The organism is Agromyces sp. Soil535, assembly GCF_001428255.1.
Lineage (GTDB): Bacteria > Actinomycetota > Actinomycetes > Actinomycetales > Microbacteriaceae > Agromyces.
The window spans coordinates 1-14555 of record NZ_LMRW01000004.1 but is presented as its reverse complement, the minus strand read 5'-3'; the positions used below and the strand labels follow the sequence as shown (position 1 = coordinate 14555).

The 14555-nt window shown below is 72.0% G+C and carries 11 protein-coding genes; 2 read left to right on the top strand and 9 right to left on the bottom strand.

Translation table 11 applies throughout. The features are described from left to right. Positions 1-7: 7 nt before the first annotated feature. Together ftsY and smc are read right to left on the bottom strand one after the other, a co-directional pair. Positions 8-883 carry a signal recognition particle-docking protein FtsY gene (ftsY, locus tag ASG80_RS05680; RefSeq protein WP_056729215.1) on the bottom strand — a complete coding sequence of 292 codons (876 nt, stop codon included), beginning with the start codon at positions 881-883 and terminating at the stop codon, positions 8-10. A 46-nt stretch (positions 884-929) separates the two neighbouring features. After that, positions 930-4448: a chromosome segregation protein SMC gene (smc, locus tag ASG80_RS05675; RefSeq protein WP_056729319.1), complete on the bottom strand. Its 3519-nt coding sequence runs from the start codon at positions 4446-4448 to the stop codon at positions 930-932. A gap of 160 nt (positions 4449-4608) precedes the next feature. Between smc and ASG80_RS05670 the strand changes: the two genes are divergently transcribed. Next, complete coding sequence (locus tag ASG80_RS05670) at positions 4609-5721, top strand: GNAT family N-acetyltransferase (protein ID WP_056729214.1); 1113 nt, start codon at positions 4609-4611, stop codon at positions 5719-5721. Here ASG80_RS05670 and mutM read toward each other — a convergent pair. From mutM to ASG80_RS05635, 7 genes are all read right to left on the bottom strand, one after another. Further along, the gene (gene mutM, locus ASG80_RS05665) at positions 5703-6635 is read right to left on the bottom strand and encodes a bifunctional DNA-formamidopyrimidine glycosylase/DNA-(apurinic or apyrimidinic site) lyase (protein WP_056729213.1); all 933 of its coding nucleotides are present in this window, start codon (positions 6633-6635) and stop codon (positions 5703-5705) included. The two genes, ASG80_RS05670 and mutM, sit on opposite strands and share 19 nt — an antisense overlap. A gap of 1 nt (position 6636) precedes the next feature. Then, complete coding sequence (gene rnc / locus ASG80_RS05660) at positions 6637-7320, bottom strand: ribonuclease III (RefSeq protein WP_056729212.1); 684 nt, start codon at positions 7318-7320, stop codon at positions 6637-6639. Positions 7321-7390: 70 nt separating this feature from the next. After that, on the bottom strand, positions 7391-7594 hold the full coding sequence (gene rpmF, locus ASG80_RS05655) for a 50S ribosomal protein L32 (RefSeq protein WP_022887809.1): 204 nt from the start codon (positions 7592-7594) through the stop codon (positions 7391-7393). A gap of 9 nt (positions 7595-7603) precedes the next feature. Further along, positions 7604-8167 carry a DUF177 domain-containing protein gene (locus ASG80_RS05650; protein ID WP_235508197.1) on the bottom strand — a complete coding sequence of 188 codons (564 nt, stop codon included), beginning with the start codon at positions 8165-8167 and terminating at the stop codon, positions 7604-7606. A gap of 11 nt (positions 8168-8178) precedes the next feature. Then, on the bottom strand, positions 8179-10506 hold the full coding sequence (locus ASG80_RS05645; RefSeq protein WP_056729211.1) for a DUF3488 and transglutaminase-like domain-containing protein: 2328 nt from the start codon (positions 10504-10506) through the stop codon (positions 8179-8181). Beyond that, complete coding sequence (locus tag ASG80_RS05640) at positions 10496-11881, bottom strand: DUF58 domain-containing protein (protein ID WP_056729210.1); 1386 nt, start codon at positions 11879-11881, stop codon at positions 10496-10498. Before ASG80_RS05640 ends, ASG80_RS05645 begins: the two co-directional genes overlap by 11 nt. Before the next feature lie 3 nt (positions 11882-11884). Continuing rightward, positions 11885-12919: a MoxR family ATPase gene (locus tag ASG80_RS05635; RefSeq protein WP_056729209.1), complete on the bottom strand. Its 1035-nt coding sequence runs from the start codon at positions 12917-12919 to the stop codon at positions 11885-11887. 391 nt (positions 12920-13310) lie between these two features. On the opposite strand from ASG80_RS05635, the gene ASG80_RS05630 reads away from it, so the two are divergent. Further along, positions 13311-14531 carry an IS110 family transposase gene (locus ASG80_RS05630; protein ID WP_056729208.1) on the top strand — a complete coding sequence of 407 codons (1221 nt, stop codon included), beginning with the start codon at positions 13311-13313 and terminating at the stop codon, positions 14529-14531. The last annotated feature ends 24 nt before the right edge of the window (positions 14532-14555 follow it).

Sequence of the window (14555 nt, the reverse complement as noted above, 5' to 3'; positions counted from 1 at the left end):
TCCCTCCCTACCCGACGAGCTTCTGCGCGAAGACATGCGGCGTGAACCCCGTGAGGTCGCCGATGCCCTCACCCTGGCCGATCAGCTTGATCGGCAGTCCGGTCTTCTCCTGCACCGCGAGCACGAACCCGCCCTTCGCGCTGCCGTCGAGCTTCGTGAGCACGAGCCCCGTGACCCCTCCGTGCAGGAGGAACGCCTCGGCCTGCGCGAGGCCGTTCTGTCCGGTGGTCGCGTCGAGCACGAGCAGCACCTCGCTGATCGGCGCCTGCTTCTCGACGACGCGCTTGATCTTGCCGAGCTCGTCCATGAGCCCGCCCTTCGTGTGCAGGCGGCCGGCCGTGTCGATGATCACGATCTCGGTGCCGTCCTGCTTGGCCTTCTCGACGGTCTGGAAGGCGACGGATGCCGGGTCCTGGCCCTCGCGCTCGGGACGCACGATCCCGACCCCGGCGCGCGCGGCCCACGTCGCGAGCTGGTCGACGGCTGCCGCGCGGAACGTGTCGGCCGCGCCGACGACGACGCTGCGGTCGTAGCTCTTCAGGAACCGGGCGAACTTGCCGATCGTCGTCGTCTTGCCGACGCCGTTCACGCCCACGACGAGCACGACGGCGGGACGCTCGGTGAGCTTCAGCGTGGGGTCGTACTTCGAGAGCCGCTCCTCGATGAGCTCGCGCAGCATCCGCTGCACGTCGCGGGGATCGGTGGTGTTGTACCGCTCGACCTGCGACCTGATCGCGTCGACGATCTCCTCGGTCACCGCCGGCCCGAAGTCCGCCCGGATGAGCGCCGACTCGAGGTCGTCCCACGTGTCCTCGTCGATGGTCTTCGCGCCGAAGACCCCGCGGAGGGCCGCGCCGAGCGACCACGATGCGCGTTCTGCCATACGTCGAGCTTATTGGCTCGCTGGTAGCGGATGCCGCGTGCCGATGTCAGCTCGCGCGCGCCTCGCGCTCCTCGCGCACCCGCTGACCCACCACCGCCGAGACGCCGTCCTGCCGCATGGACACCCCGTAGAGCGCGTCGGCGATCTCCATCGTGCGCTTCTGGTGCGTGATCACGATGAGCTGGCTCGACTCGCGGAGGTCCTCGAGGGTGGTGAGCAGCCGCCCGAGGTTCGCGTCGTCGAGTGCCGCCTCGACCTCGTCCATGATGTAGAAGGGGCTCGGCCGGGCCTTGAAGATCGCGATGAGCAGGGCGACCGCCGCGAGCGAGCGCTCACCGCCCGAGAGCAGCGACAGCCGCTCGATCTTCTTGCCGGCGGGCTTCACCGAGACCTCGATGCCCGTGGTGAGCATGTTGTCGGGGTCGGTCAGCGCAATGCTGCCGGTGCCCCCCGGGAAGAGCACGGGGAAGACCTCGGCAAAGGCGTCGCGCGTGTCCTCGAACGCGCCACGGAAGATCGACTCCATCTTGCCGTCGATCTCCTCGATGATCGTCAGGAGGTCCCTGCGCGTGTTCGCAAGGTCGGTGAGCTGCTCGGTGAGGAACTGGTGGCGCTGCTCGAGCGCCGCGAACTCCTCGAGCGCGAGCGGGTTGACCCGGCCGAGCTGGGCGAGCTTGCGCTCGGCGGCGGCCAGCCGGCGCTGCTGCTCCTCGCGCACGAACGCGCGCGGCTCGGACTCCTCGTCCTCCCCCGGGATCTCGACCTCGGGCCCGTACTCCGCGATGAGCACGTCCTCGGTGAGGCCGAGCTCCGACTCGCCGCGCTCCACGAGCCCCGCGACGTGGAGCCTCTTCTCGTAGATGCGCAGCTCGAGCCCGTGCACGTCCTCCGTGACGGCGTGGAGGCGCTCGCGCACGGCCGCCTCCTCGCGGCGCACGCGCTGGAGCTCCTCGCTGCGGCTCGTGCGCTGCGCCTCCGCCCGACCAAGGGCGACCCGCGCCTCGGCCACCGCGGCGTCGACCGACGCGAGCGCGGCCGGCAGCGAGTCGGCGACCCGCGTCGCCGCCGCGAGCTGCGCGCGTCGCACGACGGCGCGCCGTGCGGCATCCGCCGCGGCCTGCTGCTCGGCCTCGAACTGGCGCTCCATCGCACGGACACGAGCCTCCTCGGCGCGCACCCGCTCCCTCGCCGTCTCGAGCCTCAGCCGCGCCTCGACCTCGAGTTCCCGCGCGCGCTCGAGCGCGGCGACGGCGCCGTCGCGCGCGGTCGCGTCGAGCACCGGCCGCGGCACGGCGCGCGCCTGCTCGAGGGCGGCCCTCGCCTCGTCGGCGGCACGTTCGGCGTCGGCGACGCGCTCCTCGGCGTTCGCGGCGGCCTGCTCGAGCCTGGCGGCCTCCGCGTCGGCGGCCTCGGCCTGCACGCGCGCGCGGTTCAGCTGCTCGGTGCGCCGCGCGAGCTGCGCGTCGAACTCGCGCAGGGCCGCGAGCGCCTGCTTGGCCTGCTCCTTCGACTGCTCGAGGATCGTGCGCTGCTCTGCGAGCTCCAAGCGGGAGCGTTCGAGCTCGGCGCGCACCTCCTCGAGGCGGGCGCCTGCGCGGTCGCGCTCGGCGATGAGCTCGATGCGGCTCTGCTCACGTCCGGTGCCGCCGCGGATGACGTAGCGGCCCACGACGGTGCCGCCCTTCGTGATGACGGTCGCCGGGCCGTCGAGACGCGCGAGCGCGGGCTCCGCGGCGCGAGCGGCGTCCAGGTCGTCGGCGATGAGCACCTCGGCGAGGAGGGCGAGCACGCCCGCAGGAGCGGTGACGACGTCGGATGCCGCGATGAGCCCCTGGACCGCGACGCCGGCCCGCGGCGCCACTCCGGGGTCGGCGAGCGCGAGCGCGACGCGGCCGAGCTCGCCGCGTTCCGCGTGCTCGAGCGCGCGGTAGGCGGTGGCGCGGTCCTCGACGAGCACGGCGTCGGCGAGCGAGCCGAGCGCGGCGGCGATCGCCGGCTCGTAGCCGGGTTCGACGTGCAGTGCCTCGGCGAGCAGCCCGCGCACGCCGTCGACGCGCGCCTCCACCAGGGCGGCCGAGCCGTCCTTCTGGTCGAGTGCGAGCGAGAGGGCGGCGGTGCGCGCGGCGAGCGCGCCCTGTTCCCTCTCGCGCCCGTGGAACTCCTCGCGGAGGCGCTCGATCTCGCCCTCAGCCTCGAACACCGCGGCCTGGGCGAGCTCGTACGCCTCGTCGAGGTCGGTCTCGGCGCCCTCGACCGCCTCGGCCTCGGCCTCGACGCGGGCGAGTTCCACCGCAGCGGCCTCCCGCCGGGCGGCCGCGGCCTCGAGGGCGTTCGCGTGGCGCAGCACCTCTCCGCGCACCGCGGCGAGCTTCGAGGCGGCGGTGTCGGCCTGCCCGGCGAGCCCCGAGAGCTCGAGGTCGTAGGCGGTGACGCGCGCGCTCTGCCGCGCGATGCCCTCGTCGACGACGTCGAGCTCGTCGCGGGTCGTGCGCGTGGCGGCCACGGCGGCCTCGAGCGCGGATCCCGCCTTGCCCACAGCCGCCGCGAAGTCGTCGAGCCCGGCCGTGGCCTCGTCGATCATCGCGCGCGTGACGCTGGGCGCGGCATCCGTCGGCTCGACCTGGGCGCTGAGCAGCGCGATGCGCTGCCGGGCGAGCGCATCGAGCGCCCGCAGCCGATCCTGCGCCGACTCGAGCGCGTGCGAGGTGGACCGCGCCGCGTCGACGCCGTCGCCGAGGTACGCGGACTCGAGCCGTTCGACGCGGGCCTGGTGCTGCTCGAGCTCCTCCTGCAGCACCTGGCGCTCACTGTGCCGCTCGTGCTCGCTGCGTCCGTGCTCCTCGAGCGCCAGGCGCAGCCCGACGACCTCGTCGGCGAGCAGGCGGGCTCGGGCGTCGCGCACGACGGCGGCGATCGTCGCGGCCTCGCGGGCGACCTCGGCCTGGCGGCCGAGCGGCTTCAGCTGGCGCCGGATCTCCCCCGCCAGGTCCGACAGCCTCGTGAGGTTCGCCTGCATCGCGTCGAGCTTGCGGAGCGTCTTCTCCTTGCGCCGACGATGCTTCAGGATGCCCGCGGCCTCCTCGATGAAGCCGCGGCGGTCCTCCGAGCTCGCATGCAGCACCGCGTCGAGCTGGCCCTGTCCGACGATCACGTGCATCTCACGGCCGAGGCCGGAGTCGCTGAGGAGCTCCTGCACGTCGAGCAGCCGGCACGTCTCGCCGTTGATCGCGTACTCGCTGGTCCCGTTGCGGAAGAGCGTGCGTGAGATCGTCACCTCGCTGTACTCGATCGGCAGCGCCCCGTCTGCGTTGTCGATCGTGAGGCTGACCTCGGCGCGCCCGAGCGGGCCGCGCGTCGCGGTGCCGGCGAAGATGACGTCCTCCATCTTGCCGCCGCGGAGCGTCTTCGCGCCCTGCTCGCCCATCACCCATGCGAGGGCGTCGACGACGTTGGACTTGCCGGAGCCGTTGGGGCCGACGATGCACGTGACGCCCGGTTCGAAGGCGAACGTCGTCGGCTGCGCGAAGGACTTGAATCCCTTCAGCGTCAGGCTCTTGAGGTACACGTCCCACCCTTCCGACTCGCGAGCGCGCTGCCGACGAGCGTAGTCGAGGAACGCGGAGCGGCCGTTCGCCCCCGCCGCCATCGACGCGATCCGCCCTTGCCGCGAGCGACGGCCGCGCGCTAGTCTAGGCGGCTGCCCGATTGCGGCGTGAGGAGCGGTGATGTCCATCGAGGTCCGCCGGATCGCCGTGCCGCGGCAGCTCGACACGCCGGAGGCCCGTGAGTTCGAGGCCTACGCCGCGCTCGGCTTCGAACTCGAGCGAGCCAACTGGGGCCACGACCACTTCGCCGAGACCGCGGCGGCGCTCCTCGGCCTGCACCGCAACGACACTCACCGCGGGCGGGGCGCCTTCGGCGCCTGGGACGGTGACGCGCTCGTCGGGAGGAGCGGTCTCGGCTGGGAACGCGAGTCGGGGGCCGCCACGGTCGAGCTCACCCTCGGCGTGCTCCCCTCGTACCGCCGGCGTGGCGTCGGCTCGAAGCTCCTCGCCGCCGCGGAGCAGACCGCCCGCGAACTGGGCCGCTCGACCGTCGTCGCCTACTCCGATCATCCCGACCCACCGCGCGCCGCCGACGGCGGCCCGGTGCTGCGTGCACCCGACGGGGACGCCGAGCTCCCGGCATCCGCCCCCGCGGCCGGCTTCGCCGCGGCGCGCGGCTACACGCTCGCGCAACTCGAACGGGTGAGCAGCCTCGCGGTGGACGGCCGGATCGACGCGTTCCGTCGCGAGCTCGAGACGCGCACGGCCCGGGCGAGGGCAAGCGGCTACCGGCTCGAGCTCTGGACGGACCGTACGCCGGAGGGACTCGTGGACGCGTACGCGGCCGCCCGTGAGCGCATGGTGCTCGACGTGCCCGCGGGCGGCGTCACGATCGACGTGGAGCGCTGGGATGCCGCACGCGTGCGCGAGCACGAGGACGAGGAGCTCGACGGCGGCACGGGCGTGCTCGTCGCGGCAGCGGTGACCGACGCCGGGGACGTCGCGGGATACACCGAGCTCGAACTGCCTCAGGGGCGCGGGTTCGCGTACCAGTACGACACCCTCGTCGTCGGTGCGCACAGGGGGCATGGGCTGGGCATGCTCGTGAAGCTCGCGAACCTCGTGCGGCTGGCGGAGACCGCCCCCGAACGCACGGTCGTCTACACCTGGAACGCCGACGAGAACGAGCATATGCTCGCGATCAACCTCGCGCTCGGCTTCCGCCGGTGCGGGCTCGAGGCGGTCTGGCAGCGCGAGGACAGCGGCGAGACGCCTCAGGCCGACGCGGGCTGACGCGGCATCCGGAGCCGCTGGCAGCGCGGGCAGCGGTGCGACGAGCGGTTCATGAACGTTTCGCGCACCATGGGCGTGCCACATCGCGGACAGGGCAGGCCGGCGCGTCCGTACGCGTTCAGCGAGTGTGCGAAGTATCCGGATGCGCCGTTGACGTTCACGTACTGCTCGTCGAAGCTCGTGCCGCCCTCGGCGAGCGCCTTGCCGAGCACGTCGCTCACGGCTGCGAGCAGCTCGCGGGCGCGCCGCCGCGAGAGCGACGCGGCCGGCTGCTCGCCGTGCAGTCGAACGGCCCACAGCGACTCGTCGGCGTAGATGTTGCCGACGCCGCTCACGAGGCCCTGGTCGAGCAGCACCCGCTTCACGCCCGACGAGCGGCGGGCGAGCGCGTCGAGGAATGCGGCGTCGTCGAAGGCGGGGTCGAGGGGGTCGCGCGCGATGTGCGCCACCTGGGCCGGGATGCTGCGCGCCCACGGCCCGGTCACGTCGCCAGAGAATCCGGCCACCTCGCCGTCGGCGGTGGGCACGAGTCGGTCGACGGCGAGCGAGCCGAACGTGCGCTGGTCGACGAAGTCGATGCGCAGCTCCCCGTACTCGGGATGGTCGACGTGCAGCCGGATCCGGGCATGCCGGTCGTCGCCCGGGTGATCGGGCGTGCGCAGCAGCAGCTGTCCGCTCATGCCGAGGTGACCGACCACGGCGCGGTCGTCGCCGATCGGCAGCCAGAGGAACTTGCCGCGCCGCACCGCGGCCTCGATGCGGGCGCCGGTGAGGAGCGCCTCGAAGTCGCCGGATGCCGCGTCGTGCCTCGTCAGCGCACGTGTGTCGAGCACGTCGACCGCCGCGACGCGCGCACCCGTGACGGCGGGCGCGAGCCCGGCGCGGACGACCTCGACCTCGGGCAGCTCGGGCACGTCAGCGGGTGTTCAGCTCGGTCCATGCCTCGAGCGCGGCGGCCATCTCGGCCTGCTTCTTGCTCGAGCCCTCGCCGGAGGCCCGCACCAGCTCGCCGACCGAGACGGTGGCGACGAAGTGCTTCTGGTGATCGGGGCCCGACTCGGTGACCGTGTAGACGGGCGGGGGTGCGCCGCGCCGGGCGGCGATCTCCTGCAGGCTCGTCTTCGGGTCCATGGCTGCTCCGAACCGCTCGGGGTCGTCGAGGAGCGGGGTGATGAGGCGCAGCACGAACGCCGTGGCCGCGTCGCCGCCGGCGTCGACGTAGACGGCGCCGATGATCGCCTCGACGGTGTCGGCGAGGATCGACGGCTTGTCGGCACCGCCGGTCATGGTCTCGCCGCGACCGAGGCGGATGTACGGCCCGACCCCGATCGATCGGCCCACCTCGGCGAGGGCCGCACTCGAGACGAGGCTCGCGCGACGCTTCGCGAGCTCGCCCTCGTCGAGCTCGGGGTGGTCGCCGAAGAGCTTGACCGTGACGGCCTGCCCCAGGATCGAGTCGCCGAGGAACTCGAGGCGCTCGTTGGTGGGGATGCCGCCGTTCTCGTACGCGAACGACCGGTGCGTGAGCGCGAGCTGGAGCAGGGCCGGATCCACCTCGACCTGCAGCGTCCGCTGCAGCTCATCGAGCGTGCGTTCCACCTGAGCAGTGGGCTCAGTCCCCGTGTGCTCCGTTCGCGTCACGACCGGTCGGAAAGCGGGTCGAGGCCGACTAGACGTCGGCGACCTTGCGGCCCTTGTACTCGAGGAAGAGCGGGGTGCCCGCGGAGTCCTCGACGACCTTCGCGCGGTGCGGGAGGCTGTAGGTGACCTTGCCGTTCTCGACCGTCTTGACGAGCGTGGGGACCTCGGCCTTCCACTGCGAACGGCGCGCGTGGGTGTTGGCGCGTGACTTCTTCCGCTTGGGAACAGCCATGACTCTCTCTCAATCTCTCTGCTGGTCGGCTCCGGATGCGAGATCCGGGCCATGGTCTTCGGAAGCCTGGAGCCCCGCGAGCGCGGCCCATCTCGGGTCGCGCTGGTCAGGGGTGACGAGTTCCGGATGATCGGCCAGTCGGACCCCGGTCACGGGGTCGAGACCCGGGCAGTCCGGCCGGCACACCGGCTGGAACGGCAGTGACAACACCACCGCATCTCGGATGAGCGATTCAAGATCCACGTGGTCGTCTTGAACCCCATACTCGAAAGCTTCTCCAGAATGATACGCGAAAAGCTCCTGGAACTCGACTTCGACGGGCAGGGCGATGTCGATGAGGCAGCGTCCGCACTCGCCCTCGGCGACTGCGTCGACTTCGCCGGTCACGAGGATCCCCTCGTGCACGGACTCCAGCCGCACGTCGAGGTCGAGCTCCGACCCCTCCCTGACCGACACGAGTCCCTCGCCCATCGGCTCGGCGACGGCGATCGCGAGACGCTGCTCGCGCATCTCGCCCGGACGATTCACGAGGTCGCGCACGTTCACGCGGAACGGCGAATGCTGGGTGGCCACGATCGACGATTCTACGCCCCGGGCGCGAGGCGATCGCCGAGGGCCTTGCGCGCCCGGTCGAACAGCGATCGGGGCATGAGCGCCGCCCTGACGCGCTCGCGCGCGCCCGCGTCGGCGAGGAGCGCGGCGCGCGCGGCGCCGAGGTCCTCGGCCAGTCCTGGACCGGGTGCGCCGCCCGCGGGCCCGTATCGCTGGCGCTCCACGGCGTCGCGCAGGCGCAGGAGCGCCGCACGCGCGGTGACGTCCTCCGCGAACGCGTCGCGCTCGGCGATCCGCGCCGCGAACGCGCGCGGGGTCTCGGCGTCGCCGCCGCCCGCACCGAGGTCGCGGGCCGTGGCCACGAGCTCGTCCCACGCGGCATCCGCCGGTCGTTCGCCGCGGCGCACCCTGCCGACGCGCGTGAGGCGCTGGCTCGCCCGGAACGCGGCGGGCAGGAGCATCAGCAGCGCCAGCACGAGCACCACCGCACCGCCGCGGAGCCACAGCTGGCCCGCCGCGGCGAGCGCGTCGCCGCCTTGGCCCGCGAGCCCGCGGTCGGGGTCCAGGTCGGGACGGCCACTGGCGCCCGGCGTCGAGGTCGCCGCATTCGGAACGTTCGGCCCCTGCTCCTCGCCGGCGCCTGGCCGCGAGTAGTCGGGCACGAGACCGCGCCCGGGCGTCGGCTCGAAGGGCACCCAGCCGACCCCTTCGAAGTACAGCTCCGGCCAGGAGTGCAGATCGTGCGAGTCGACCTCGACGCGCTGCACGCCGTCGACCCGCTCCTCGGTCGGCGACCCCTGCGTGTACCCGATCGAGATGCGCGCGGGGATGCCCACCTCGCGCGCGAGCACCGCCATGGTCGAGGCGAAGTGGACGCAGTACCCGGCTTTCGTCTCGAGGAACTTCGCGATCACGTCGAACCCGCCGCCGTCGTAACCCTCCTCGACGGGCGCCTCGGTGGAGTAGTCGAACTCGACGCCTCGCAGGTACGCCTGGATCGCGACGGCCGCGTCGTACTTCGTTGGCATCCCAGCGGTGACGGATGCCGCGGTCTCGGTGATGATTCCGGGAAGCTCCTCGGGCAGCACGAGGTACGGCGCGAGCTCTTCGGGCACGTCGCGGTCGGCCGCGCGCAGCTGCGAGGGCGTCGGTTCCACCTTGAGGCGGGTCACCCGGTACTGCTGCCCGCCGGTGTTCGTGTCGACGCTGCGCACCGTGAGGGAGCCGTCGTCCCAGAACCACGAGCCGTCGAGTCCCTCGATGCGCGCCGTCGGGTACGGCACGGGCAGCCAGGTGGTCCGCACGTCGTCGATGACGACGTCGATCGGATGCTCCGAGGTCTCGACGCTGCTGGAGAGCCCCTCGGGCCGGGGCATCGCGTCGACGGTGTTGTCGCCGTCGACCGCCCGCTCGGTGGCGCTCCACACCTCGCCCTCGAAGCGATCGAGCGTGAGGAGGGTGAAGTACGGGCGGTCGGCGTCGCGCGCGAGGTAGTGGAAGGCGGGGCGCGGCTCGGGCCGACGCAGGTCGCGGCCGAGGTCGATGAAGGGGCTCACGCCTCGTGCGAACAGGGTGCCCTGCGATGGCGATCCGAGGAGCAGGCTCGTGGAGATGCTGGGCGTCGAGGCGGCGAGCACGGATGCGGCGAGGAGTCCCACGGCGGCGAGGCCGAGCGATGCGCCGAGCGTCGAGACGATCGGCACGTGCTTCGGCGCGATGACCGTGGCCGCCCGTTCGCCCTCATCGCCCGCGGCGAGGCGCGCCCTGCGGCGCACGCGCACGTCGACACGGAGGAGCAGCAGGTAGGCGGCGGCCGTCAGCACCAGGGTCGGCAGCTCCGCACCGGCCTCGATGATGAAGCCCGGGATGAGGATGGGCACGAGCGCAGGTGCCGCCGCGAGCGCCGGCACCCGCAAGGTCTGCACGAGGATGTCGGTGACGACGGCGAGAACGCCTACGCCGAGCGCGAGCGCGAATGACAGCGCAGGCACCGTGATCGCCGGCACGGACTGCTGTTCGATCGTGCGCTGTGCGCCCACCATGAGTTCGCCGAACGTCTCGAACGTGCCCTGGGTCGGGACGATGAGCGCGAAGCTGGTGGCGCCGCCGAACAACAGCGTGAGCAGGAGCAGCAGCACGCCGAGCTCGAGCACGGGCACGAGCGACGGCGGAGTGCGCACGGCGCGCAATCCGAAGCCGGCGTAGAGGGTGCCGGCGGTGATGAACGCGCAGAGCCACCACCACCCGCTCCCGGAGATCAACGGTCCGAGCGCCATCGTGGCGATCACGAGGAACAGGAACGACGCCGTCGTGAGCGCGAGGCGCTGCGCGCGGGAGAGGGGCACGGGATCAGGGCGCATCCGTCACGGTCCCCTCATCGTCGCCGGTGCGGCGAGCACTCCTCACCGACGATCGGCCGCGAGCGGTTGCCGCGATCCCCGACCACGCCTCGCCGATGTCAGTCGGGCGACGGACGCGCATGATGCGCCAGTCCGCCTCCTCGAGCAGCTCGAGCACGGAATGCGAGACGCCCTCGGTGGCGAACGCGATCGCGGGCTCGAAGATGGGCCGGATGGCCACGAGGTTCCGCGTCTCCTGCTCGTCGGGATCGACGAGCACCGCGAACCCAGGCGCCCGCGCCTCGCGGGCTCGAGGTCGAGCCTCGGATGCCGCAGGCGGCTCGCCCGAGTGCGTGGTCGGCCGTGCCGGCTCCTCGAGTCGCGCGAGGTCTTCGAGGAGCATCCGGTCGCCGCCGGGCATCCGATAGCCCCCGTCGTATGCCGCGCCCTGGATGATCGCCCGCTCGGGGTCGGCGACCTGCGTGCACCGCACTTGGAAGCCGCGCTCGAGCAGGTGCACGGCGATCGAGGCGGCGACCTCGATGCCGAGCTCGAACCCGTGGTGCGGGCCCTCGTCGTGCTCGCGTCGGAGCGAGGGCACACGGGAGCGACCCGACAGGGTGGTGTCGAGGAGGACCCGCGCCTCGGGGTCGCCGCGCTGCTCCTCCTCACGCACCATGAGCTCGCCGCGCCGGGCGGTGGCTGCCCAGTTGACCCGGCGGAGGGGGTCGCCGTAGCGGTACTCGCGGGCGATGAGCTCGTCGGAGTTGGGGTGCGTGCGGCGCCGCAGCCCATGCACCACGCCGTCGATCGACGCCGCGCTGCCGAGCGCGGCCTCGAGCGGAGTGACCCGGGGTGTCACGATGATCTCGTGCCCCGTGCCGACCTCGCGGTCGATGCGGGCGAGTCCGAACGGGTCGGTGATGCCCACGTGCAGCGGGCCGATCGAGACGATGCCGCGGCGCGGCATCCGGAGCCGGTACTCGAGGCGCACGGTGTCGTCGCCCGACGGGAGGACGCTCTCGTAGGGACCGATGGCGGGCAGGATAGCCTCCGGCGGGCCCGCGAGCCCGTCGGGCACCGTGTCGCGCCAGTGCGCGCCGTCGAAGGTGCGGCGGCCCCGGTTCTTCACGACGAGCGAGACCCGGGTCCACGAGCCCGCCGGCACCACGGGCGGCGCGAACGCCCGGGTCACCGCCAGGCGCGGCGTGCGCACGACGACGAACACGGCCGCCGCTGCCGGCATCGCGATGCCCACGAACGCGAGCAGCAGGATGTCGCGCAGGTCGAACCACAGCGACAGCGCGAGGAGCGCCACCCCGACGACGACCAGTGTGCCGCCGCGCCTGGTCAGTCTCGGCCAGGCCGAGACGCGAACGGAGCGCGGGCGGGACACGGTTCAGCTCCTTCGTGCGCTGCCGACCGGAACCGGCGTCTCCCCCACGATGCGGCGCACGATGGCGTCGATGAGCGGCCCGCTGTCGCGGTCGTGCGCGCCGATCGCGCGACTGGTCGGCACGAGGCGATGCGCGAGCACGGGCACCGCGAGCGCATCGACGTCGTCGGGCAGCACGAAGTCGCGGCCGTGCATGGCGGCGTGCGCCTTGGCGGCGCGGATCAGCTGCAGCGTGGCGCGGGGGCTCGCGCCGAGCCGCAACTGCCGGTCCTCGCGCGTGGCCCGCGCGAGGAGCACTGCGTACTCCTTGACCGGCTGGGAGGTGAAGACGTGCTGCACGGCGACGATCATGTCGCGGAGCTCGGCGAGGGACACTACGGGAACGAGACGGTCGAGGGGACTCGACGTCTCGCGCGTGGAGAGCATGGCGATCTCGTCGGCCGGCGACGGGTAGCCCATGGAGATGCGCGCCATGAACCGGTCGCGCTGGGCCTCGGGCAGGGGGTAGGTGCCCTCCATCTCGATGGGGTTCTGCGTCGCGATGACGGTGAACGGCTGCTGGAGCACGTACGTGGTGCCGTCGGCGGTGACCTGCAGCTCCTCCATGCACTCCAGGAGCGCCGACTGCGTCTTCGGGCTGGCGCGGTTGATCTCGTCGCCGATCACGACGTTCGCGAACACCGGTCCGCGCTTGAACTCGAACCCGCGGGTCGACTGGTCGAACACCGACACGCCCGTCACGTCGCTCGGCAGCAGGTCGGGCGTGAACTGGATGCGGCTCACGGTGCTGTCGACCGACCGGGCGAGGGCCTTCGCGAGCATGGTCTTGCCGACGCCCGGCACGTCCTCGATCAGCAGGTGCCCCTCGGCGAGGAGCACGGTGAGCGACGCCGTGATCGCCTCGCGCTTGCCGGCGATGACGGTCTCGACGTTCTGCACGATGCTCGCGGCGCGCGAGCCGACCTCGTCGATGCCCATCACGAGCCCCTGCGCCCCCGACTCGCCGGTGCCGCCCACGGTGACCGCCGCCTCGCTCATTGGTGCACCATCGCTTCTGTAGCGCGATTGGGTCGCGTCGGATGAGGCTTCCTGTTGAACCGCCGGCCGGTGGCTGACCGCCAGCGTCGCTNGAGCAGCGCCCCGTGCGTGTAGCCGAGCAGTGCGACGATCTCGCTCATTGGTGCACCATCGCTTCTGTAGCGCGATTGGGTCGCGTCGGATGAGGCTTCCTGTTGAACCGCCGGCCGGTGGCTGACCGCCAGCGTCGCTTGTCTCTCGAGGACCAGCATGAGATCTGCGGCAGCCGCCGGGCCGGGAAGCCAAGACCGGCGCTAGGGATATGCGGGTTGGACCGCCACGCAATGAGCATCCGGGCCGGCTCCCCATTCCCGACGGTGCCATATCCATCATCACAGGAAGGACCGGAAAGATGTCCACCGAAGAGGACCGGCGATTGTTCGCCGGCATCGATTGGGCCACCAAGACCCATGCCATCTGCGTGGTCGACGAGCACGGTGAGATCCGGGTTCGTTTCGAGATCTCCAACACCGGCAAGACCTTCAACGGCCTGGTGAAACGGTTGACCAAGCTCAGTGTCGAAGGCGTCGCGATCGAACGTTGCGACGGGCCGCTGGTCGAAGCATTGCTCGACGCCGACTTGCGAGTCGTGGTGATCACGCCACGTCAGGTCAAAGGCCTCCGCAGCCGCTACACCGGCTCCGGCGCGAAGTCCGACGCCGGCGACGCGTACGTGCTCGCGGACGTGCTGCGCACCGACGGGCACCGGCTCACACCGCTGACCCAGGACAGCGACGCCACCCAGGTACTCAGATCGCTGTCGCGGACCCGCAAGCAACTCGTCGAAGCCCGTGTCGGGCTGATCAACCAGCTGCGCGCCGAACTGGAACGCTGCTTCCCCGGCGCTATCGGCCTGTTCGCCCGCCTGGACAGCGACGTCACCATCGCGTTCCTGCGCCGCTACCCGACCCAGCACGCCACGACCCGGCTCACCCAAGCCCGATTCGCGGCGTTCCTGCGCCGCATCGCCTACTGCGGCCGCACCCCCGTCGAGGAACTCCACGCCCGCGTCACCGACGCACCCCCGGCCGGCCTGTCGGCCGAGGAAGCCGACGGCCATGCCGTCTGCGTCCACGCACTGCTGCGCGCCATGGAGACCGTCAGAAATCAAGAACGCGAACTCGAAGCCGAGATCATCGAACGCCTCGACGCCCACGCCGACGCCCACATCTTCACCAGCCTCCCCAAAGCCGGACACGGCGTCCGCGCCGCAGCACTGCTGGCCGAGATCGGCGACGTCCGCGCCCGATTCCCCGACGAGGAATCCCTCGCCGCGCTGGCCGGCGTCGCGCCCGTGACCAGAGCCAGCGGGAAGATCCACTCCGTCGGGTTCCGCTGGGCCGCGGACAAGAAACTCCGCAACGCCCTCATCGACTTCGCCGACGACTCCCGACACGCCAGCCCCTGGGCCGCCAAGATCTACCAGGACGCCATCGCCCGCGGCAAACGCCACCCCCACGCCGTCCGCATCCTGGCCCGAGCCTGGGTCCGCGTGATCTGGCGATGCTGGCAAGACCACACCATCTACAACCCCCAACTCCACGGAGGCGCCATGCAACAAAACGCCGCCTGAGGTTGACCTAGGGAATCTCATGCG